At 61.1% G+C, this 21236-nt stretch carries 19 protein-coding genes; 3 read left to right on the plus strand and 16 right to left on the minus strand.

Annotation, left to right across the window (positions count from 1 at the left end; all coding sequences use genetic code 11):
• Positions 1–101: 101 nt before the first annotated feature.
• The 8 genes from ORL50_RS10590 to ORL50_RS10625 form a co-directional block, all read right to left on the minus strand.
• Complete coding sequence (locus ORL50_RS10590) at positions 102–359, minus strand: hypothetical protein (RefSeq protein WP_266013762.1); 258 nt, start codon at positions 357–359, stop codon at positions 102–104.
• Entirely contained in the window at positions 356–568 is a 213-nt protein-coding gene (locus tag ORL50_RS10595; protein WP_266013765.1) for a hypothetical protein, read from the minus strand. The genes ORL50_RS10590 and ORL50_RS10595 overlap by 4 nt, the downstream gene beginning before the upstream one ends.
• Before the next feature lie 256 nt (positions 569–824).
• Positions 825–1004 carry a hypothetical protein gene (locus ORL50_RS10600; RefSeq protein WP_266013768.1) on the minus strand — a complete coding sequence of 60 codons (180 nt, stop codon included), beginning with the start codon at positions 1002–1004 and terminating at the stop codon, positions 825–827.
• Positions 1005–1160: 156 nt separating this feature from the next.
• Entirely contained in the window at positions 1161–2336 is a 1176-nt protein-coding gene (locus ORL50_RS10605; RefSeq protein WP_266013771.1) for a lactonase family protein, read from the minus strand.
• A complete protein-coding gene (locus tag ORL50_RS10610; RefSeq protein ID WP_266013978.1) occupies positions 2323–2619 on the minus strand; it encodes a DUF5629 family protein in 297 nt (98 codons plus the stop codon). Before ORL50_RS10610 ends, ORL50_RS10605 begins: the two co-directional genes overlap by 14 nt.
• 124 nt (positions 2620–2743) lie before the next feature.
• Entirely contained in the window at positions 2744–4324 is a 1581-nt protein-coding gene (locus ORL50_RS10615) for an aldehyde dehydrogenase (NADP(+)) (RefSeq protein ID WP_266013774.1), read from the minus strand.
• 10 nt (positions 4325–4334) lie between these two features.
• Positions 4335–5327 carry an AraD1 family protein gene (gene araD1 / locus ORL50_RS10620; RefSeq protein WP_266013777.1) on the minus strand — a complete coding sequence of 331 codons (993 nt, stop codon included), beginning with the start codon at positions 5325–5327 and terminating at the stop codon, positions 4335–4337.
• A gap of 159 nt (positions 5328–5486) precedes the next feature.
• The gene (locus ORL50_RS10625) at positions 5487–6809 is read right to left on the minus strand and encodes an MFS transporter (RefSeq protein WP_266013780.1); all 1323 of its coding nucleotides are present in this window, start codon (positions 6807–6809) and stop codon (positions 5487–5489) included.
• 193 nt (positions 6810–7002) lie between these two features.
• Here ORL50_RS10625 and ORL50_RS10630 point away from each other — a divergent pair, with 193 nt between their 5' ends.
• Together ORL50_RS10630 and ORL50_RS10635 are read left to right on the plus strand one after the other, a co-directional pair.
• Positions 7003–8739, plus strand: coding sequence for an IlvD/Edd family dehydratase (locus ORL50_RS10630; RefSeq protein ID WP_266013784.1), 1737 nt, complete (start codon positions 7003–7005; stop codon positions 8737–8739).
• A 169-nt stretch (positions 8740–8908) separates the two neighbouring features.
• Positions 8909–9628 carry a FadR/GntR family transcriptional regulator gene (locus tag ORL50_RS10635; RefSeq protein WP_266013787.1) on the plus strand — a complete coding sequence of 240 codons (720 nt, stop codon included), beginning with the start codon at positions 8909–8911 and terminating at the stop codon, positions 9626–9628.
• 183 nt (positions 9629–9811) lie between these two features.
• On the opposite strand, the gene ORL50_RS10640 is transcribed toward ORL50_RS10635, so the two are convergent.
• The 8 genes from ORL50_RS10640 to ORL50_RS10675 all read right to left on the minus strand — a co-directional run bounded on the left by ORL50_RS10640 (position 9812) and on the right by ORL50_RS10675 (position 20146).
• Complete coding sequence (locus tag ORL50_RS10640; protein WP_416236017.1) at positions 9812–12187, minus strand: efflux RND transporter permease subunit; 2376 nt, start codon at positions 12185–12187, stop codon at positions 9812–9814.
• Between the two features lie 25 nt (positions 12188–12212).
• Entirely contained in the window at positions 12213–13265 is a 1053-nt protein-coding gene (locus ORL50_RS10645) for a WD40/YVTN/BNR-like repeat-containing protein (RefSeq protein WP_266013793.1), read from the minus strand.
• Positions 13266–13628: 363 nt separating this feature from the next.
• Positions 13629–16286 (minus strand): aminopeptidase N, encoded by a 2658-nt coding sequence (pepN, locus tag ORL50_RS10650; RefSeq protein WP_266013796.1) that lies wholly within the window; start codon positions 16284–16286, stop codon positions 13629–13631.
• A gap of 10 nt (positions 16287–16296) precedes the next feature.
• The gene (locus ORL50_RS10655) at positions 16297–17127 is read right to left on the minus strand and encodes a DUF2797 domain-containing protein (protein WP_266013799.1); all 831 of its coding nucleotides are present in this window, start codon (positions 17125–17127) and stop codon (positions 16297–16299) included.
• A complete protein-coding gene (locus tag ORL50_RS10660) occupies positions 17124–17384 on the minus strand; it encodes a YeaC family protein (protein ID WP_122839673.1) in 261 nt (86 codons plus the stop codon). The genes ORL50_RS10655 and ORL50_RS10660 overlap by 4 nt, the downstream gene beginning before the upstream one ends.
• A 34-nt stretch (positions 17385–17418) precedes the next feature.
• The gene (locus ORL50_RS10665; protein ID WP_266013804.1) at positions 17419–18288 is read right to left on the minus strand and encodes a rhomboid family intramembrane serine protease; all 870 of its coding nucleotides are present in this window, start codon (positions 18286–18288) and stop codon (positions 17419–17421) included.
• On the minus strand, positions 18285–19259 hold the full coding sequence (locus ORL50_RS10670) for a metallophosphoesterase (protein ID WP_416236018.1): 975 nt from the start codon (positions 19257–19259) through the stop codon (positions 18285–18287). The genes ORL50_RS10665 and ORL50_RS10670 overlap by 4 nt, the downstream gene beginning before the upstream one ends.
• Positions 19256–20146 carry an NAD(+) kinase gene (locus ORL50_RS10675; protein ID WP_162436772.1) on the minus strand — a complete coding sequence of 297 codons (891 nt, stop codon included), beginning with the start codon at positions 20144–20146 and terminating at the stop codon, positions 19256–19258. Before ORL50_RS10675 ends, ORL50_RS10670 begins: the two co-directional genes overlap by 4 nt.
• Before the next feature lie 111 nt (positions 20147–20257).
• Here ORL50_RS10675 and ORL50_RS10680 point away from each other — a divergent pair, with 111 nt between their 5' ends.
• Positions 20258–21208 (plus strand): DUF1853 family protein, encoded by a 951-nt coding sequence (locus ORL50_RS10680; protein ID WP_266013819.1) that lies wholly within the window; start codon positions 20258–20260, stop codon positions 21206–21208.
• The last annotated feature ends 28 nt before the right edge of the window (positions 21209–21236 follow it).

The raw sequence follows: 21236 nt of genomic DNA on the forward strand, positions 1-21236 counted from the left end.
AGGTTTCCAAGGCACAGACTCAATCGCCTGCAACAGCGCCGATCGCGGCCCGAGCCGAACGCAGGCTTGGCCAGCTGCTACAGGGTGCGCGTTCAGGCGACTCACGCCAACGCTTCACACATCTGCAACGCCGAGCAATCCACCTGGAACGGTCCGAAGAAATCGTCCTGGCGTTCGATGGGTGGATTACCGGCCAACAACCCCAAGGCCTTGGCCGTCTGGATATTGTGCGCCATGTTGTGATTGGCTTCGATGGAGCGTGCCACGGAGCCTGCCGAGCCTTGCCCGATTCCCGCCAACGACGCGCCATTGGTCATGAATGCCAGAGCGGCGATGACCCAGAGTCTAACGCCTTTCATGATCCCGCCACTCCCGCCACATCAGCGTGATCGACCATGGCGTTCTGCACGCGGTGTTCAAACTGGATACCAGGATGCGCGACCTGAATCGGCGCTTCGAATTCGTGCTGGGTGTTCGCCGAGATGCTGACCACCAATACCAGGGCCACGTAGAGACCAATGGCCAGGTAGGCGCCGCGTTTGGCGGAGATGAGGATTGTGCTGGCCATGGTGTTCTCCCGTGGGCATGTTTCAGAGCCCACAGGATCAATCAGAAAACCCGGGCCAACCACTCAGGGTTTTCCATAGTGATCATCAGCTTGCTTGATCATTAAACCCGTCTATCGCGACGCTTGATAAAACCAATGACCATCGAAAACACACACGCGCGTCGGAGCTGCCGAAGGCTGCGATCTTTTGACTTTATAAAAGCAAAAGATCGCAGCCTTCGGCAGCTCCTACGGGGGAGCGCGATGAAATCGTATTTCAGGCTTGGGTTTTGTGATCCAGGGCGGCGTAGAAGTTGGCGCTCTGCTGCAGGTATTTCTGGGTGTAGCTCTGGGTGTGGGATTTTTTGCTGTTGATTTCGACGCTGGCGTTGGTAGGCAAGGCGACGGTAGCGGAAATGGCGGAGGCGGCGATCACGGAGAAGAGATTGAAGTTCATGGCGGTAGTCCTCGGAGTCAGTTGGCTTGCTTGCCCGGTGGGGCCGTGAAGCAAACTTAACCTCCGAGGGTTGTCGCCTTGAAATGCTTTGTAGCACTTCCAGATATCAGCCTCATTGATAGAACAGCGCAGGCCCCATCAACCGGGGCCTGCGGCCTATTGACGCACCATGAACTTGAGATCGCTGGGGGCATCCATTGGCAGCTTCTGCACGGTTTTACCCAGCAGACCGCTTTTCGCATCGCGTTCCACTACGACAATCTGGTTGCTCTTCTGATTGGCAATCAGCAAGAACTTGCCGCTTGGATCGAGGGCGAACTCGCGCGGGTGATCACCTTCCACCGAGCGACGCTGCAGCTCCTTGAGCTGGCCACTTGCAGGATCAATGGCGAACACCAGCAGCTGGTTGGCGGTGCCACGGTTGCTGACATAAAGGAACTTGCCATCAGCCGAGGCATGCAGCGCAGCAGCGGCTTTATCCGATGCCGGTTGACCGGCAGCCAGCTCGACCATCTGGGTCTGTTCAAGCTTGCCGTTCTGGTAATCAAACACGGCCACTTGCGCGCTCATTTCCATGGTCAGCCAGGCATGCTTGCCATCGCCGCTGAACAGCAAATGCCGCGGCCCGCTGCCGGGTGGCAGCTGGACCGACGCGGGGGTGGCTGGCACCAGGGGCAGGTCCGGATTGGCCTTGGGGTCGAAGCGATAGACAAACACCTTGTCGGCGCCCAGGTCATTGGAAAACACATAGTTGCCGTCTGGCGAGGACACCGTCGAATGCACGTGCGCCGACATCTGCCGCTCGGGGTTGACCCGGCTGGAGGCATGACTACTCAGCTGCACCACGGTTTTCAGCTTGCCGTCGGCACCCACCGGCAACACCGCCAGGGTGCCACCCGGGTCTTCGACCACGGAGTAATTGCTGACGAACAGGTGACTGCCATCGCCGCTCAGGCTCGAATGAGTCGGCTCGTTGCCCAGGCTCTGCACCTGGTTGATCAGGCTCAGGGCCTGGGTTTTCGGATCGATAGAGTAGCTGCTCACGCGCCCGACCGGGTCTTTCTGGCCAGGGCCGTTTTCGTTGACCACAAACAGGTAACGCAGGTCCGGGGACAGGGTCAGCCAAGAGGGGTTTTCACTCTTGACCACCTGCAGCGGCTTGGCGTCGATCTGGCCGGTGGCGCTGTTGAAATTCAGGCGATAGATGCCCTGGCTCTGGCCAGCGGTGTAGCTGCCCACCAGAAGTTGGTGAGCATCGGTCGGTGCCGCCTGCACACCCATGGCGCCGACACTGCCGGCCATCAGCAGCGGCCAGAAATTACGCATCCGCATTCACATCTTCCTCGTCGTCGTTGTCACCGCCGATGGCGTCGAGCGGCAGCAGGCGGTGCTCACCGGAGTCGCCGGTGATGACCCAGCTCTTGAGGTCGGAATCAAAGGTTGCGGCCTCAATTTGCGCCATGCTGAATGTCCACCGCTTGAGGGCACGGCCATCCATGCATTCGATGTGCAGGTTATCGTCTTCATCGAGGGAGAAATCGAAGGCATGCAGCCCGTCGATTTCCAGCATGTCAGCGTTTTCGAGGGCGTTGAGAAGAGTCGTCATGGCAGTCAATCTTTTGCAAGGGAAGACGCAATCATAGCGCACGCCACAATTCCCTGTAGGAACCCGGCTTGCCGGCGATGGCGACCTAACGCCCGCCATCGCTGGCAAGCCAGGCTCCTACAGTGAGTGGACGTTACAGCGCGTCGCGGCTCGGCTGGCCGTCCACCAGGCGCTGGATACCCAGCGGGTTGGCATTTTTCAGCGCATCCGGCAGCAGGCTGTCCGGGTAATTCTGGAAGCACACCGGCCGCAGGAAGCGGTCGATGGCCAGCGTTCCGACCGAGGTACCACGGGCATCCGAAGTCGCCGGATACGGCCCGCCATGCACCATCGAATCGCAAACCTCCACACCGGTCGGATAACCGTTGAGCAGGATCCGTCCGACCTTCTGTTCCAGCAGCGCCGTGAGCTCACCAAACTGCTCGAAGTCAGCGGGCTCGCCAATGATCGTCGCCGTCAGCTGGCCGCGCAGGCCATTCAATGCGGCGTTGAGTTGCAACGGGTCCGCCACTTCGACAAACACCGTGGTCGGGCCAAACACTTCTTCCTGCAGGACTTCATCACCTTCAATCAGCAGGCTGGCCTCGGCCTGGAACAATTGCGGCTGCGCCTGGTTGCCTTGCTGCGCCTGACCTGCCAGGTGGGTCACGCCCGGATGCGCGAGCAGTTTCTCCAGCCCCTTGCCATAGCTGCTCAAGGTGCCGGCGTTGAGCATGGTTTGCGCCGGTTGCTCAGCAATGAGCCCGGCAACCTGATGCATGAAGGCAGTGAACTGCGCCGAGGTGATGCCGATCACCAGGCCAGGGTTGGTGCAGAACTGGCCGCAACCCTGGACCACCGAGGCGGTGAGGTCACGGGCGACGTTTTCGCCACGCACTTGCAGCGCCTGGGGCAGGACGATCACCGGGTTGATGCTCGACATCTCGGCAAATACCGGAATCGGCTGTGGGCGCGCTGCGGCCATGTCGCACAGTGCTCGTCCGCCTTTGAGCGAACCGGTAAAGCCCACCGCCTGGATCGCCGGATGCTTGACCAGTGCTTCACCCACTCCACCACCGTAGATCATGTTGAATACGCCAGCGGGCATGGCGGTCTTCTCGGCCGCGCGAATCAACGCACACGCCACCAGCTCGGCCGTTGCCATGTGACCGCTGTGCGCCTTGAACACTACCGGACAACCGGCGGCCAGGGCTGAGGCGGTATCGCCGCCGGCGGTGGAAAACGCCAGGGGAAAATTGCTCGCGCCAAACACGGCAACCGGCCCCAGGCCGATGCGATATTGACGCAGGTCCGGGCGCGGCAATGGCTGGCGATCCGGTAACGCCTGATCGATTCGTGCGCCGTAGAAATCACCGCGACGCAACACCTTGGCGAACAGGCGCATCTGGCCACTGGTACGCCCGCGCTCACCCTGGATGCGCCCAGCGGGAAGTGCGGTTTCGCGGCAGACCACTGCGACGAAATGGTCGCCCAATGCGTCCAGCTCATCGGCGATGGCATCCAGAAATTGTGCACGACGTTCGGCACTCAGGCTGCGATACGCCGGGTAGGCAGCAGCAGCGGCCCGGGCGGCGGCATCGACTTCTTCTGGCGTGGCCTGGTAAAACTCATGGGGCAGCGGCTCACCGGTGGTAGCGTCTAGGCTCTGCAGTTTCACGGTGCCGGCGGCGCTGCGCTGGCCGCCGATGTAGTTGTGGCCAAGGATGCTGGTCATGAAGATCTCCTTAAAGAGTGCCAATGGTGCCGGGTGTAAATGACGCTTCGACGGGCGCAATGCCATTGATCAACGGCGCGCCGAACTCGGCCTGGCTGATCTCGAAAACGTCGCCCGGCCGAGTGCGGATACCGTCGGCGAAGGACAGGGTCGCCGTACCGAAAAAGTGGATGTGCACATCCCCGGGGCGCAGGAACTGGCTGTACTTGAAGTGGTGATACTCGAGGTTTTCCAGGCTGTGGCACATGTTGGCCTCGCCGCTGAGAAACTCGTTCTGCCACAACACTTGGCCGTCGCGCAGGATGCGGCTGGTGCCCGCCAGGTGTTGAGGCAATTGTCCGACCCGAAGTTCGGGGCCATAGCTGCAGCTGCGCAATTTGGAGTGCGCCAGGTACAGATAATTCCTGCGCTCCATCACATGGTCGGAGAATTCGTTGCCCACGGCGAACCCCAGGCGATAAGGCTTGCTGTCGTGGCCGATCACGTAGAGGCCGCTGAGCTCGGGTTCTTCTCCGGCGTCCTCGGCAAATGGCGGCAGCGGGAACGGTTGGCCCGGGCGCACGACGATGCTGCCGTCCCCCTTGTAGAACCACTCCGGTTGCACACCGGCCTGCCCCGCTGCCGGCTTGCCGCCCTCCACGCCCCATTTGAACATGCGCATGGTGTCGGTCATCGCCGCTTCATCGCCTGCCTGCTGGTGCATCTTGTCCCGCGCCGAAGCGCTGCCCAGGTGGGTCAGGCCGGTGCCGCTGACGAGCAGATGCGCCGGGTCTGGGTGATCCAGCGGTGGCAGGATACGCAGGGATGCCAGCAGCTCTGCGTAGTCATGGCTGGCGCCCAGGCCCAGGGATTTGACCTGTTGCTCCAGGTTAACGCCTGCCTCGATTGCCGCCAGCGCCAGGTCGCGCACGCTAAGTGCGCCTTGCACTTCGCGCACCAGACTGTCTTCGACGACGCCCACCCGGCGCTCGCCGTTACTCAATTCGAACTGAACTAAACGCATGATTTTCTCCTTCAGGCAAAATTCGAACACGCCGCAAAAACAATGTGGGAGCGGGCTTGCTCGCGAAGGCGGAGTGTCAGTCACCATCAATGTTGAAAGTGATGGCCCCTTCGCGAGCAAGCCCGCTCCCACAGTGTTAATCCGTGTGAATCCTCGGACTCAGGTGCGCGTCGCGCCGCGAGCGCTTGCGGCAAATTGATCGGCCGGCAACACGTGCTTGCGCTCCAGCAAGCGATAAACCACGCCAGTGAGCACCAGGCCGAACACCATCACACCCGACAGGAAGTACAAGCCCGACGCCAGATTCCCGGTGTACTCCTTCAACGCTCCAATCACGAAAGGCCCTATGTAGCCGCCCAGGTTGCCCACCGAATTGATCAGCGCAATCCCGGCCGCCGCGCTGGCGCCAGCGAAGAATCGTCCCGGCAAAGTCCAGAACACCGCCGTGCAGGAAAACAGCGCAAATGCCACCAGGCACAGTGCCGCCAGCTGCGCTACCGGCAGTGTTAGCCAAGCGCTGAGGAACAGGCCGATGGCACCCAGCACATAGAGCACCGCCAGGTGACCATAACGGTCGTTCAGGCGGTCGGAACTGCGCGGAATGATCAGCAGGCCGATGATGCCGAAGATGTACGGCACCGATGACACAAAACCAGTGGTGAGGTCGCTGCCGCCAAATTGTTTGATCAGCGTCGGCAGCCACAACCCCAGGCCGTAGATGCTCAGGGTCACCGGCAGATAGAACAGCGCCAGCAGCAACACCCGTTTGTCCTTGAGTGCGTGCAGCGGATTACCGTGGCGGGTCTGGCCGTACTCCTGCAGGTCTTTTTGCAGCTCACCGGTCAGCCAGTCTTTTTCCGCCTGGTCCATCCATTTGACTTGCTGCGGACCGTCCGGCAACCAGCGCAACACCGGCCAGGTCAGCAGGATCGCCGGAGTGCCGATGACGATGAACAGCCATTGCCAGCCGTGCAGCCCCAGCACTCCGTCCATGCCGAGCAGGCCACCGGACACCGGACCGGTGATCATCATCGCGATCGGTTGCGACAGGATGAACAGCCCGAGGATCTTGCCGCGATGGCGCACCGGGAACCATTGGGTGATGTAGTACAGGACGCCAGGAAAGAAGCCGGCCTCGGCAGCGCCGAGCAGGAAACGCATCACGTAGAAGCTGTGCGGTCCCTGGACGAATGCCATGCCGATGGTGATAGCGCCCCAGGTCAGCATGATCCGGGCGAACCAGCGCCGCGCGCCAAATCGCTCGAGCATCAGGTTGCTGGGGATTTCCAGGAGGAAATAGCCGATGAAGAACAGGCCGGCGCCCAACCCGTAGGCCGCGTCGCCAATGCCGATATCGGCGCCCATGTGCAGCTTGGCGAAGCCCACGGCGGAGCGATCCACATAGGCGATCAGGTACAGCAGGATCAGGAAGGGAATCAGTTTGAGTGTGATGCGACGAATAAGCCGCAGTTCCTGGCTCATGAGATCGGTCTCCGATTGTTGTTGTTATAGAACCTCGGGGGACGCCTCTCGCAGAAAACCGCCAGGGCCATCCCTCCGTTGAAAGCGACTATATAGTAATACTATTTGCACAACAACTCTTCCAAACAGCCGATTTTGCGCTTATGTTAGGCGTCAGCTCGAACAATATAGTCATACAATAAGAGAATCGATCATGTCTGATAAAAAGCCCACCCTGCGCTCCGCCCAATGGTTTGGCACTGCCGACAAGAATGGCTTCATGTACCGCAGCTGGATGAAGAATCAGGGCATCGCCGACCACCAGTTCCACGGCAAGCCGATCATCGGCATCTGCAACACCTGGTCCGAGCTGACGCCGTGCAACGCGCATTTCCGCCAGATTGCCGACCACGTCAAACGCGGCGTGATCGAGGCCGGTGGTTTTCCCGTGGAGTTTCCGGTGTTCTCCAACGGCGAATCGAACCTGCGTCCCACCGCCATGTTCACCCGCAACCTGACGAGCATGGACGTCGAGGAAGCCATTCGCGGTAACCCGATTGACGGCGTGGTTTTGCTCACCGGCTGCGACAAGACCACCCCGGCCCTGCTAATGGGCGCGGCCAGCTGCGACGTGCCGGCCATCGTTGTCACCGGCGGGCCGATGCTCAACGGCAAGCACAAGGGCCAGGACATCGGTTCGGGAACTGTGGTCTGGCAGCTCAGCGAGCAGGTCAAGGCCGGCACCATCACGATTGACGATTTCCTCGCGGCCGAGGGCGGCATGTCCCGCTCGGCCGGTACCTGCAACACCATGGGCACCGCCTCGACCATGGCCTGCATGGCTGAAGCACTGGGCACTTCCCTGCCCCACAACGCGGCGATTCCGGCTGTGGATGCACGCCGATATGTGCTGGCGCACATGTCCGGCATGCGCGCGGTGGAGATGGTGCGCGAAGACTTGAAACTGTCGAAAATCCTGACCAAGGAAGCCTTCGAGAACGCTATTCGGGTCAACGCCGCCATCGGCGGTTCGACCAACGCGGTGATCCATTTGAAAGCCATCGCCGGGCGCATTGGCGTGCAACTTGACCTGGATGACTGGACGCGCATCGGTCGCGGTATGCCGACTATCGTCGACCTGCAACCCTCCGGACGTTTTCTGATGGAGGAGTTCTACTACGCGGGCGGCCTGCCAGCAGTGTTGCGCCGCCTTGGCGAAGCCAACCTGATTCCGCATCCGCACGCCCTGACCGTCAACGGCAAGACCCTCGGCGAGAACACCAAGGACGCGCCGATCTATGGCCAGGACGAAGTCATCCGCACGTTGGATAACCCGATCCGCGCCGACGGCGGCATCTGTGTGTTACGCGGTAATCTGGCGCCACTGGGTGCCGTGCTCAAACCGTCCGCCGCCACCGCAGAGTTGATGCAGCACCGGGGCCGTGCAGTGGTGTTCGAGAATTTCGACATGTACAAGGCACGCATCAACGATCCGGAACTGGAGGTGGATGCCAACTCGATCCTGGTGATGAAGAACTGCGGCCCGAAAGGTTATCCGGGCATGGCCGAAGTCGGCAATATGGGTTTGCCGGCCAAGTTGTTGGCGCAGGGTGTGACGGACATGGTGCGAATTTCCGATGCGCGCATGAGCGGCACGGCCTATGGCACGGTGGTGCTGCACGTCGCGCCGGAAGCGGCGGCTGGCGGCCCGCTGGCAACGGTGAAAGAAGGTGACTGGATCGAACTTGACTGCGCCAACGGCCGTTTGCACCTGGATATTCCGGACGCCGAACTGGCCGCGCGCATGGCGGATCTGCAACCACCCCAGCAGATGATCCTGGGCGGCTATCGCCAGCTGTACATTGATCATGTGCTGCAGGCGGATCAGGGCTGTGACTTCGACTTCCTGGTCGGTTGCCGCGGGGCTGAAGTGCCCCGCCACTCGCACTAACACTACTGCCTCCTGTAGGAGCGAGCCTGCTCGCGATGGAGATTCAGTTGACGCAGCGGTGCCTGACACTCCATCGCGAGCAGGCTCGCTCCTACAGGTGATCTGACCGCAGACGCCGCGCCTGCTATCATGCGCGGCATCTCCATCGCCCAGGATCGCGCCGTTTCCCATGGATTACCGTAAACCCTCCGACCGCAAAAGCATGCATTCGCGCATCGTCCAGGAACTGGGCATGCAGATCGTCTCGGGGCGCTTCAAGCCGGACGACAAATTGCCCGCCGAAGCCCTGCTGTGCGAAGAGTATGCGGTCAGCCGGCCGGTGTTACGCGAGGCCACCCGGGTGCTGGTTGCCAAAGGCCTGGTGTACTCGCGGCCGCGGGTCGGTACGGTGGTCAAGCAGCGCAAGGAATGGCACATGCTCGACCCGGACGTCTTGCACTGGTTGATGCAAAGCAGCCCGCAAAATGAATTCTTCGACCTGCTGACCAGCGTGCGCAGCATCATCGAACCGGCGGCAGCCGCACTCGCCGCTCAACACGCAACTGACGCCGACATCGCTTCCATCGGCGAGGCGTACCAACGTATGGAAGCTGCGCCAACCCCCGAAGCGTTGTTGCAACCCGACCTGGATTTTCATAGCCGCATCGCCGACGCCACTCACAATGACCTGCTGGCGAACTTGTGCAACATGCTGTCGGTGGCAATAGGCGAAGCGTTGAAGCATTCCAACCAGCGACCGAACCTGCATGAACTGGCACTGCCGCGGCACAAGGCGATTCTCACGGCTATCGAGAACCGTGATGCCCTGGGTGCGCGGCATGCCACGCTGGTGCAGCTGGACGATGCGCGCAGCGCGCTGAATGTGGTGCTGGGCGGCGATCCCGACTGACTAAACACCATGCAACTGCTGCTGTAGGAGTGAGCCTGCTCGCGATGGCTTGGTGTCAGTCGGCACCGATGTTGAATGTACGACCGCTATCGCGAGCAGGCTCACTCCTACACGGGGGCAGCGTAAAATTCGGGATGTAAAAAAGCCGCAACCAAGGTTGCGGCTTTTTTGTTTGATGATGGATCAGTGAGCAAACAACGAATTGCCCTTCTGCCCCGCCAGCTTCTCCGGCTTGATCAGGAACCGTGCCAGTGCCGGCAGTAGCCACAGCGCACCAAACATGTTCCACAGCAGCATGAAGGTCAGCATCAGGCCCATGTCGGCCTGGAACTTGATGGCCGAGAAGATCCAGGTGCACACGCCGATCGCCAGGCACAGGCCGGTGAACAGCACGGCTTTACCGGTAGACTTCAGCGTCTGGTAGTAGGCTTCCTGCAACGGCAAGCCGGCGCGCAGGAAACTTTCCAGGCGGCTGTAGATGTAGATCCCGTAGTCCACCCCGATACCCACCCCAAGCGCCACCACCGGCAGGGTCGCGACTTTCACGCCGATGCCCATGAACGCCATCAGGGCGTTGCCCAGCACCGACGTCAGCACCAGTGGCAAGACGATGCACAAGGTCGCGGCCCAAGAGCGGAAGGTGATCATGCACATGGTCGCGACGCAGATGTAAACGAGGATCAGGATGGTCAGCTCGGATTCCTTGATCACCTCGTTGGTGGCCGCCTCGATGCCGGCGTTACCTGCCGCGAGGATGAATTCCAGGCCGTCCTTGTTGTTTTCCTTGGCGAACTCCTGCACCGCATGCACCGCTCGGTCGAGGGTCGCGGCCTTGTGATCGTTGAGGAACACCAGCACCGGCGCCAGGGAGCAGCTGTTGTTGTACAAACCATCCGCTCGGGCGATGGAGTTGTTCAACACATCCGGGTTGCGTGACAGGGTTTCCCATTTCAGGTTGCCCTCGTTCATGCCCTTGATCATCTGCTTGGACACGGTCACCAGCGAGATCGCCGATTGCACGCCCTCGGTGTTCTGCATCTTCCACATCAGTTCGTCGATTGGCGCCATGGCTTCATAGCGCGAGCAGCCCTCGGACTTGGTCTTGACCATTACCACCAATACATCGGAGCTGGTGGAATAGTTGCTGATGATGAAGTTGTTGTCCTTGTTGTAGCGCGAGTCCGGACGCAGCTCTGGAGCACCCTGGTCGAGATCGCCGATCTTCAGGTTCTGGCTGTACCAGAGGCCGCCACCGAAGGCGATCAGCGCCAGCACCACGGAAATCTTCGCGACTTTCGGGTTGGCGAAGTTCGACAGCAGGCGCCAGAACGGATGCTCGCGGTGGGCGTCTTTCTTGCTGCGCTCCACGGCGCGCTTGCTGATGCCGACGTAGGAAATGGCCACCGGCAGCAGGATCAGGTTGGTGAACACGATTACCGCGACGCCGATGGAAGCGCCAATCGCCAGCTCGCGAATAACCCCGATGTCGATGATCAGCAGCGTAATGAAACCCACCGCATCCGCGAGGATCGCGATCATCCCTGGCAGGAACAGCTGACGGAAGGTGCGCCGGGCGGCGGTCAAGGCGTTATCCGCCTCGCTCGACTGCAAGGCGATGCCGTTGATCTTCTGCACACCATGGGAGATCCCGATGGCGAAGATCAGGAACGGTACCAGCATGGAATAGGGGTCAAGCCCGAAGCCGAAGAAGTGCATCAACCCCAGCTGCCAGATCACCGCCACCAGCGTCGTGCTCAACACCGCCACGGTGCTGCGCATGCAGTTGGTGAACCAGTACAGCAGGATCAGGGTGATGACAAACGCCACGCCGAAGAACATCACCACCATCACCAGGCCGTCGATCAGGTCGCCGACCTTCTTGGCGAAACCGACGATATGGATCTGCACGTTGGGGTTCTGTTTCTCGAACTTGTCCCGGATCTTGTCTTCGAGCTCGTGGGAGAACTTGCGGTAGTCGAGCGCCAGCAGCTTGCCCTGGTCTGCAGGATCCGGGTAGGACTCCAGCAGCGGGATATCAACGATGCTGGACTTGAAGTCGTTGGCCACCAGGCGTCCGACTTGCCCTGACTTGAGCACGTTGTTGCGCAGCAGGTCGAGACTTTCCTGGGACCCGTTGTAGCTCTGCGGGATCACTTCACCGCCGGCAAAGCCTTCTTCCGTCACTTCGGTCCAGCGTACGCTGGGGCTCCACAATGACTTGAGACCGGAACGGTCGACGCCGGAAATGTAGAACACCTCGTCGTTGATCTGGCGCAGGGTCTCCATGTATTCCTTGGAGAAGATGTCGCCGTCAGTGGCTTCGACGGAAATTCGTACCGTGTTGCCCAGGTTGGCCAGGTCGTTGCGATGCTCCATCATTTTCTGGATGAAAGGATGTTCCAGGGGAATCATCTTTTCGAAACTGGTGGATGGCCGGATCAGCGTGGCCTGCCAGAACAGGAAGATGCTGACCAGCAGGCAGATCGTGATCACTGCCGGGCGGTTGTTGAAAATCAGGCGTTCGAGAAACGTCGCCTTGTCCTGGTGATGACTTGTCATGGATGTCATAGCTCCGCCCTTCTTATTATTTGCCCAGCTCGGCGCCGGTTAGCGAAGTAGCGCGAACGCCGCCCTGTCCTGCGAGAATCAGATTGCCGTTGCCCGCCGCCGTCACCGCTGCAACGGAGATGCGATCCGGGCGATTGAACACACTGAAGGTTTCGCCGTTGTCGGTGCTGCGCACCACACTGCCGCCGTTGCCGACGATGACGATGGAGCCGTCGTCGAGCAAGGTCGCGCCCGACAGGCCAAATTCCAACGCGCCGCGGGTGGCCCGCAGTTCAACCGGCTCCCAGGTGCTGCCGAAATCGGTGGAGCGAAACAGGTTGCCGCGCAGGCCGTAGGCCAACAGGGTGTTGGCTTGAGCGGTGCCAATCACGCCAAACAACGAACCTTCATAGGGGCCTTCAAGCTTTTCCCAGGTCTGGCCCCAGTCGGCAGAGCGAAACATGCTGCCCTGCTCGCCGACGATGAACAGCCCGGCGTCCTTGACGGCGGCAATGCCGTTGAGGTGGAACTGGTCTTCGTTGTCCAGGCGATCGCTGACGTCTTCCCAATGCTTGCCGGCGTCGGTAGTCGCCAGCAGCGCGCCATAAGCGCCCACGGCAAAGCCGCTGTTGGCGTCCTGGAACCAGACGTCGAGCAGCGGCGATTCACGTTTGAGGTCTTCGAATTGTTTGGTCCAGGTCAACCCACCGTCCTCACTGGCGAGGATCTGTGCGTCATGGCCGACCGCCCAGCCATGCTGGTCGTCGACGAAGAACACCGAGGTCAACAGCTGCCGGGTCGGCACCTTGGCCTGGGTCCAGGTGGCGCCCTGGTCATCGGAATACAGGATGTGCCCGCGATCGCCAACGGCCACCAGGCGCTTGCCGGCGTGGACGACGTCGAGCATCAGGCTTTTGCTGGCCTTGGCCGATTCAACGGAATAAACAACGTCGGATGCCGGCGCTGCAGCGGCCAGCACAGGCGCCGACAACACGGCACAGCCCAACAGCGAGAGCGCTGTAGCCAGCAACGCGATTTTGCGTAATGCCGGCGGGCGGCAGGTACCCACACCCATGACAGGCTCACTCATAGACCTTTCCCCCATTATTATTGTTAGGTCGTTCAACCTTTCAGGGCGCCGCAAGGGTGCTCGCGCTGATTGCCTGTCCTGGAGCATAGTCCTGAAACGCGCAATCTAGAGCCCCTTCGGAAGCTGGCTTATCCTATCGGGGTTTGGAAAGGTCTGACAATCGACGCCACGTTATGTTTTGTTAACCTGGGGCGGATGGGGTACATCTGAATGATGGGGTATCAGGAGGGGTGATCGCCCCTGTGGGAGCGGAGGTCTCCTGTGGGAGCAAAGCTTGCTCGCGATTATGTCATGCCGGCCAACATTGCTGCTGAATGCCAAATCGTAATCGCGAGCAAGCTTTGCTCCCACAGGTGCGATGCATTAAGCCAAGCTTTTGCTGACCACCTCGAACACATCGCTCGACAGCTGCCCTGAACCGCGAATGCGCTCCAGCTCGCCTTTCATCAGTGCCTGGCGGGCGTCGTCGTATTTGCGCCAGCGGGTCAGCGGTGCCAGTTGCCGCGAAGCGATCTGCGGGTTGAAGCCGTTGAGCTCGATGACCAGATCCGCCAGGAAGCGATAGCCGGAACCGTCGGCCGCGTGGAAGTTGCTCAGGTTCTGCCCGGCGAATGCGCCGATCAGTGCGCGCACCTTGTTCGGATTCTTGATATTAAATGCCGGGTGCTGCATCAGCGCCTTGACCCGCTCCAGGCCGCCCGGCAACGGGCTGCCCGCCTGGACGCTGAACCACTGATCCATGACCAGGGGATTGTCCTTGAAGTGCTCGGCAAAAGTCGCCAGGGCCTGGGCCTTCTGTTCTTCGAATGGCGAGTTGACCAGCACCGCCAGCGCAGTCAGGCGCTCGGTCATGTTGTCGCTGGCCTCGAACTGCTCCAGGGTCGCTGCCAACACTTCGGCCTTCTCGCTGAGCATCAGGTAGGACAGTGCGATGTTCTGCAGTGCACGGCGAGCGAAGTGCTCGGCTTCGGCAACGTAAGGGGTTTTCTTCGACAGGTCACGGTTGGCCTGATAACGCAGCCACAGCGGCTCGAACAGGTTGTCCGCCAACTGCTCGCGGGCAAACTCGCGGGCCGCATGAATGGCGTCGACGTCGGCCACTTCGCTGATTTCCGTGAGGTAGGCTTCGCCGGGCAACGAGAGCATTTCGGCGACCATGGCCTGGTCCAGCGTCTCGTCGGTCAGCACGCTGTGCAAGGCCGTGATCAGGCGCTGGTCGAGCACCAGTGCTTCGCCCTTCTGGTAATCGGCAATCAGATCCTGCAGCACCTGCACCGACAATTGCTGGCCGGCTTCCCAACGGTTGAAACCATCGGAGTCATGCTGCATGAGGAACATCAGCTGGTCGCGGCTGTAGGGGAAGTTCAATTTCACCGGCGCCGAGAATCCGCGCAGCAACGAAGGCAAGGGTTGTTCGGCGATGTCGACGAAGGTGAACGTCTGTTCGGCCTCGGTCACCGAGATAACCCGCGAGGTGCCTTGGGCAGCGTCTTCACCCTGCAGGCGCAGGGCAATCTCGCCGCCCTGGCTGTCCAGCAAGCCCAGTTCGACCGGAATCACGAACGGCAGCTTCTCGACTTTGTCCGGGGTCGCCGGGCAGCTCTGGCGGAAGGTCAGGCTGTAGGTTTTCGCGGCGGCATCGTAAGACTCGCTCACCGCCAGGCGCGGCGTGCCGGCCTGGCTGTACCAGCGCTTGAACTGGGTCAGGTCGACACCGTTGGCGTCTTCCATGGCCTTGATGAAGTCATCGCAGGTCACGGCCTGGCCGTCATGGCGCTCGAAGTACAGATCGCTGCCTTTACGGAAGCCTTCGGCGCCGAGCAAGGTGTGGATCATGCCGACCACTTCCGAACCTTTTTCGTAAACGGTCAGGGTGTAGAAGTTGGAAATCTCGATAAAGCTGTCCGGGCGCACGGCATGGGCCATGGGGCCTGCGTCTTCGGCGAACTGGTGAGTGCGCAGGTACGCCACGTCCTGGATGCGCTTGACCGTGGCCGAGTTCATGTCGGCGGAGAAACCGGAATCGCGGAACACCGTGAAGCCTTCTTTCAGCGACAGCTGGAACCAGTCGCGGCAGGTCACGCGGTTGCCCGACCAGTTGTGGAAGTATTCGTGGGCGACGATCGCTTCTACCCGCTGGTGAGCAGCGTCGGTCGCGGTTTCAGCGCGGGCCAGCACGGCGCTGGAGTTGAAGATGTTGAGGCCCTTGTTCTCCATGGCGCCCATGTTGAAATCGTTGACCGCGACGATCATGAAGATGTCCAGGTCGTACTCGCGACCATAGACCTCTTCGTCCCAGCGCATGGACTTCTTCAGGCTGTTCATGGCGTGCTGGCACTTGTCGATGTTTTCCGGCTCGACGTAAATGCGCAGCGCCACCGAACGTTCGCTCATGGTGGTGAAGGTGTCTTCGACGCACCACAAGTCACCGGCCACCAGCGCAAACAGGTACGCCGGTTTCTTGAACGGGTCTTCCCAGGTCGCCCAGTGCCGGCCGTCTTCGCCAGGACCTGAGGCAATCGGGTTGCCGTTGGACAGCAACACTGGATAGCTGTGCTGCTCGGCGACCACCGTGGTGGTGAACGTGCTCATCACGTCCGGGCGGTCGAGGTAATAGGTGATCTTGCGGAAACCTTCGGCCTCACACTGGGTGCAAAACATCGTGCCGGACTTGTACAGGCCTTCCAGCGCGGTGTTGGTTTCCGGGTGGATCTTGACGCTAGTATCGACCGTGAACGTGGTGCTGGTCGGGTGCAGGGTCAGGTGATTTTCAGTCAGCTGGTAATCGGCTTCGCCCAGCTCGCGGTCAGCCAGGGTCACCGACAGCAATTCCAGCTGCTGGCCATCCAGCACCAGCGGCGGCAGGCCAGGGCCACGCTCGGGATTGCGGCGCATCACCAGTTGCGCATGGACCAGGCTGTGGTCCTCGAACAACTCGAAGGTCAGGTGCGTCTCGTCGATCAGGTACTCAGGCGCCTGATAGTCCTTCAGGTAGATCATCTTCGGTTGTTCGGTGCGCATGCTGGAGTCCTTACTGATGCACGGCGAGCTGGTAAGCCGTGTATTTACGAATATTGATGACGCCGGTGTCGAAGATCAGGTACTGGCCCTTGATCCCCAGCAGCGTGCCTTCGGCAATCGGGTTCTTGTCCAGGTTGAAGCTGACGATCTTGGCCGGGTACTGCTCGACCGGATAACAGATTTCAATCGGCTCGACGTCGGCAATGGTCTGGATCGCCTGCAGGCCGAATTGCTCCTGCAAGCCTTGCAGGCCCTCGGCGCAACTGTCGAACAGCTGGTCGCGAACTTGCGCCAGGTCCACCGAAGTCGCCTCGCCCTTGAGTAAAGCACGCCAGTTGGTCTTGTCCGCCACCTGGCTGCGGAACAGGTCTTCGACAAACCCCGACTGCTGGCGGGTCGAGGTGCGCATGATCGGCAATGCCTGGCGCGCACCCTGGTCGATCCAGCGGGTCGGTAGCTGGGTGGCACGGGTAATCCCGACTTTCACCCCCGACGAGTTGGACAGGTAGACGATGTGATCGGTCATGCAGAACGTCTGGCCCCACTCCGGCTCGCGGCAGGTGCCGGCGTCGAAGTGGCAGCGCTCGGGGCTCATGATGCACAGGTCACACTGGGCCAGCTTGGTCATGCACGGGTAGCAGTAACCCTGGCTGAAACTGGTCTTGGTCTTGCGCCCGCAATGGGAGCAATGGATGGCGCCCAGGTATTCCAGGCGCACCGTGGTGCCGATCAATGGATTGACCGGTACCTCGACTTCACCCAGACGAAACGCGTACTGCACATTCGGCCCGTCCAGGCGCGCCGACATCTTGCTGATTGCACCGCGGCCAATCTCGATCAATGGATGGCATCCGACTTGAACAGGATATTAGGCACTTCAATCGACTTGGAGCTGCATTCTTGCGGGCCCATGTAGCCGGTCCGCTGGTCTTCCGGCAGGTTCTGGATTTCCCAGGCAATCATCGCCTGCAGGGACAGCTCCCGCTGTTCGGCGGTGAGTTTGCCACCGTCGGACCATTTGCCGATTTCCACCGCCAGTTTCAGGCTTTCGTAGATATCGGGGGTGATGTTCTTGATCATTTCGTTAAAAGAGGACATTGGGTCTCCGCGCTCTTTATTCACAGCAAAAAATTCAGGCAGCCAGTTTACGGCGGTTGTACAAACCGCCCAACAGGCCTGTGAAGCATCCGATGAGTAACCCGCCAACGTGGGCAGCGTTGGCAATTTCGCCGAAGCCGATCATCGAGACCAGCCCGGACAGGCACAGCACCAGCCACACCAGCATCATCACCAGCACGCCGCGTGGCAGGCGGTACGCCGGGTTGGGCGACAGCACCTGGAAGATCCAGCAGTGTCCAAGCAGGCCATACAAGACGCCCGACAAACCACCGAACAGGCTCGGGCCGCTGAACAGGTATTGCGCATAATTGGACACCAGGCTGAACAGCAGCGTCAGGCCGACCAGGTTGATGCTGCCTTGGCGCGACTCGATGCGCCGCCCCAGTTCCCAGTACCACATGCCGTTCATGGCCAGGTGCAAGATGCCGAAATGGATCAGCATCGGCGTGACCAGGCGCCACCACTGACCCGCCGCCAGGCTGTCAGCCAAGGGGACGAAGTGGATGTACTCACCGACGATGCGATAATCGAGAAATGTCAGCCAGCGCATCGTGTCGAGGTTTTCCCCGAGCAGCGTGACCGCGCCGACGATGATGCTCAGCATCAACACCAGTGCAGTGGCCTTGGCGTAGCGCAGCTGCTCGGCAAAACCGGGGCGATGACTGGTTTGCGCCACAGGGATGTCCAGTTGCTGATCCGGGTCACCGGCGGGAAAGCGCTCGTACAGCGAGCGCACGTCCTCGCTGATGTTGGCCGGCACCCACAGCACCTGCTCGCCCGCCTCTTCGCTGACCCGGTGCGGCACCTGCATGCGTTGCAGCAGCTTGACGAATCCGCTCAGGTCCACCGCCAAGGGCAGGCGCAATACGGCAACGGTACTCATTGCAGCACCTCCGGCCGCTCGACATCGACCCAGACGAACTTGTGCGGATCGAGGCGGGTTTCCTGGTCCAGGCGATAGGCGACCAGTTTGCCGTAGAGCACCGCGCTGTAATCCAGGCAGCCCAGGTTCGGGCGAATAGGCGCGGGTTTACCGCTGCGCCAGTAATGGCCGACAAACAACAGCGGCTCGTCGGCACCATAGCGCAGCAAGGTGGTTTTTTCGGAAGAGGACAGCGGCGTCCGGGCCACTGGGTCAGGCAAGGCGTCAGGCTGGAACACAATGTCTCCGTAGGTTTGCGGATCGTCTTCCCAGAATTTGGTACGAAAGAACGAACGCGTCAGGCCATCGCCGCTGGTCATGGTCAAGCCATCGGGCAGGCGCATGTCAGTGCCGCGCAACAGGCGATCGAACACGGTGCAGGCAAAACTGCCGGGCACGGCCGAGGCCTGGAGGAAATGCTCATCGACACAGCCGTTGGGGAACTGCGCCCGCAGCGGCTCGATCAGGCCGGCATCCCAACAGGCATGCACCACCCGGAAACGCCCGGCATCGACGAACAGCGGCATTTCGTAGAACCACTGCAGGAAGTCATGCCAGTCCGCCGGATGGTCCTCGAACTGGGTCAAGGTTTCGTGCAGCAATCGCGCGTGGCGCGGGGTGTGCTCGCGCACGAACTGCTTGCCGCTCCCGGGCGGTGCCGGGGTACTCCAGCCCAGGGCGTTGAACTCGTGATTGCCCATGATGCACAGCGCCTGCCCCGACTCGACCATGTCGTGGACGATGTGCAGGGCCTCGCGGATGCGCGGGCCGCGGTCGATGATGTCGCCGACGAACACCGCCATGCGCGACGGGTGCCGCCAGACGCCGCCTTGCTTGTGATAACCGAGCCGGTCGAGCAAGTGCTCAAGGGTCAGAGCGCAACCGTGCACGTCACCGATCAGGTCGTAGCTACGCGCGGGATCGAGCATCAGTCGCCTCCACCACCCAGCCGGCTGCCCCAGCCGAGCTTGGTCCGGCAGACTTCATAGTAGTTATGGTCAAGTGGGTGGATCAGCCGCAGCTTCTGGGCTTTCTTGCTGACGGTGATGGTGTCACCCGGCGCGCAGGTAAAGTGGTTCTGCCCATCACAGGAGACTTGCGGATAGATCTGCATATCCTTGGACACGACGATTTTCAGCTCACTATTGCCATCGACCACAATTGGCCGTCCTGACAAGGTATGGGGGTACATCGGCACAATCACAATAGCGTCGAGCTTGGGGTGCATGATCGGGCCGCCCGCGGACAGCGCGTAGGCCGTCGAACCTGTCGGCGTAGCGACGATCAGGCCGTCGGCTTTCTGGCTGCAGACGAACTGGCCGTCGATATACAGCTCGAATTCGATCATTCGCGTGGACTTGCCCGGGTGCAGCACCACGTCATTGAGCGCATCGCCCTGGCCTATGGCCTCGGCATGGCGGCGGACTTCGGCCTGGAGCAGAAAGCGGTTTTCCACCAGGTAGTGGCCGTCGAGCACTTCGGCGACTTTCACTTCCAGCTCGTCGGGGCGGATATCCGTCAGGAAACCCAGGCTGCCACGGTTGATGCCCAGTACCGGAATATTATGCCGGGCCAGCGCCCGTGCGGCGCCGAGCAGGCTGCCGTCACCGCCGACCACAATCACCATGTCGCACACCTCGCCGAGCATCTTGCGCGACGAGGTCTGCAGGCCGTGGCCAGGCAGTACTTCGGCGATGGTGTCTTCAAGGATCACGTGCAGGTGGCGATCGAGCAGGAACCGTTTCAGTCGGCGAACGGTGTCCAGCACCTGCGAACTGCCGAGGCGACCGATGATGCCGATATTACGAAATTGCTCCATGGGGCCCCTGGGTCTGTGCCGGCGAAAAACACGATTATGGGCGAAACCTGGCTGGAGACAAAATCCTTTCAGCCACAAGGGTCTACTCGTGTTTCAGGCTATGCTCGCAAGATGATCCTATTTCCAGATTTGCTGCAGCTGCCCCACCAGCTACGCCATCCCGAGGTGCGTGACCTCGCGTGGGTCATCCTCGCGCCGCCGATGCTCAGCGACACACCGTGGCCGCAGCGCCATCCCCTGGCCGGCAGCGACTGGGTGCAGGCACCGCATCTGCTGGAAAACTGGCTGCGTCAGCTCGACCGCGACAGCTATGACCTGCTGCATTGGCTGGCCCAGGCCCGGACCCGGCGCCTGGGTTTGTACTACGAGCGCCTGTGGCAGTACGCGGTGCGTCATGCGCCGGGGATCGAGCTGATCGCGGCGAACCTGCCGATTCGCCGTGAAGGCCACACCCTGGGCGAGCTCGACATGCTGTTGCGTGACCGCGACGGCGTGCATCACCTGGAATTGGCCATCAAACTGTACCTCGGCCCGCAACAGGGCGACGGCCTGGATGCCGGGCAATGGCTGGGGCCCGGCTGTCACGATCGACTCGACCGCAAACTGGCGCACCTGAGCCAGCACCAGCTGCCTATTTCGGCCCGCCCGGAAAGTCGCGAAGTGCTGGCGGCTCTGGATATCCAGCAGTTCAGCGCCCACCTGTGGCTCGGCGGGTATCTGCTTTACCCGTGGCCGGGACAAGCCGCGCCACCCAGTGGCGCACACCCGCAGCATCTGCGTGGCAGCTGGCTGCATCAGAAAGACTGGAAGACATTCGTTACCCAGCGCCCTGGCGGACGCTGGCAGCCCCTGCCCCGCCATGCCTGGCTTGCGCCGGCGCACTATCCGGCAGACCAGACCTGGAGCGTGGCGCAGCTGGATGCCTGGTTAAGCGCGCTGGAACCGCAGGCGCCGGCGCAGTTGCTGGTGCGGCTGGTGGAAAATGCCGAGGGGGATTGGGAGGAAGCCGAGCGGTTATTTCTGGTGGCGGATCTTTGGCCGAATGTGCCGGGTGGTGGCTGAAATGTGTGTGCTGGCAGGTCGGGCCTCA

This window comes from Pseudomonas sp. RIT-562 (genome assembly GCF_026241895.1).
Classification (GTDB): domain Bacteria; phylum Pseudomonadota; class Gammaproteobacteria; order Pseudomonadales; family Pseudomonadaceae; genus Aquipseudomonas; species Aquipseudomonas mandelii_F.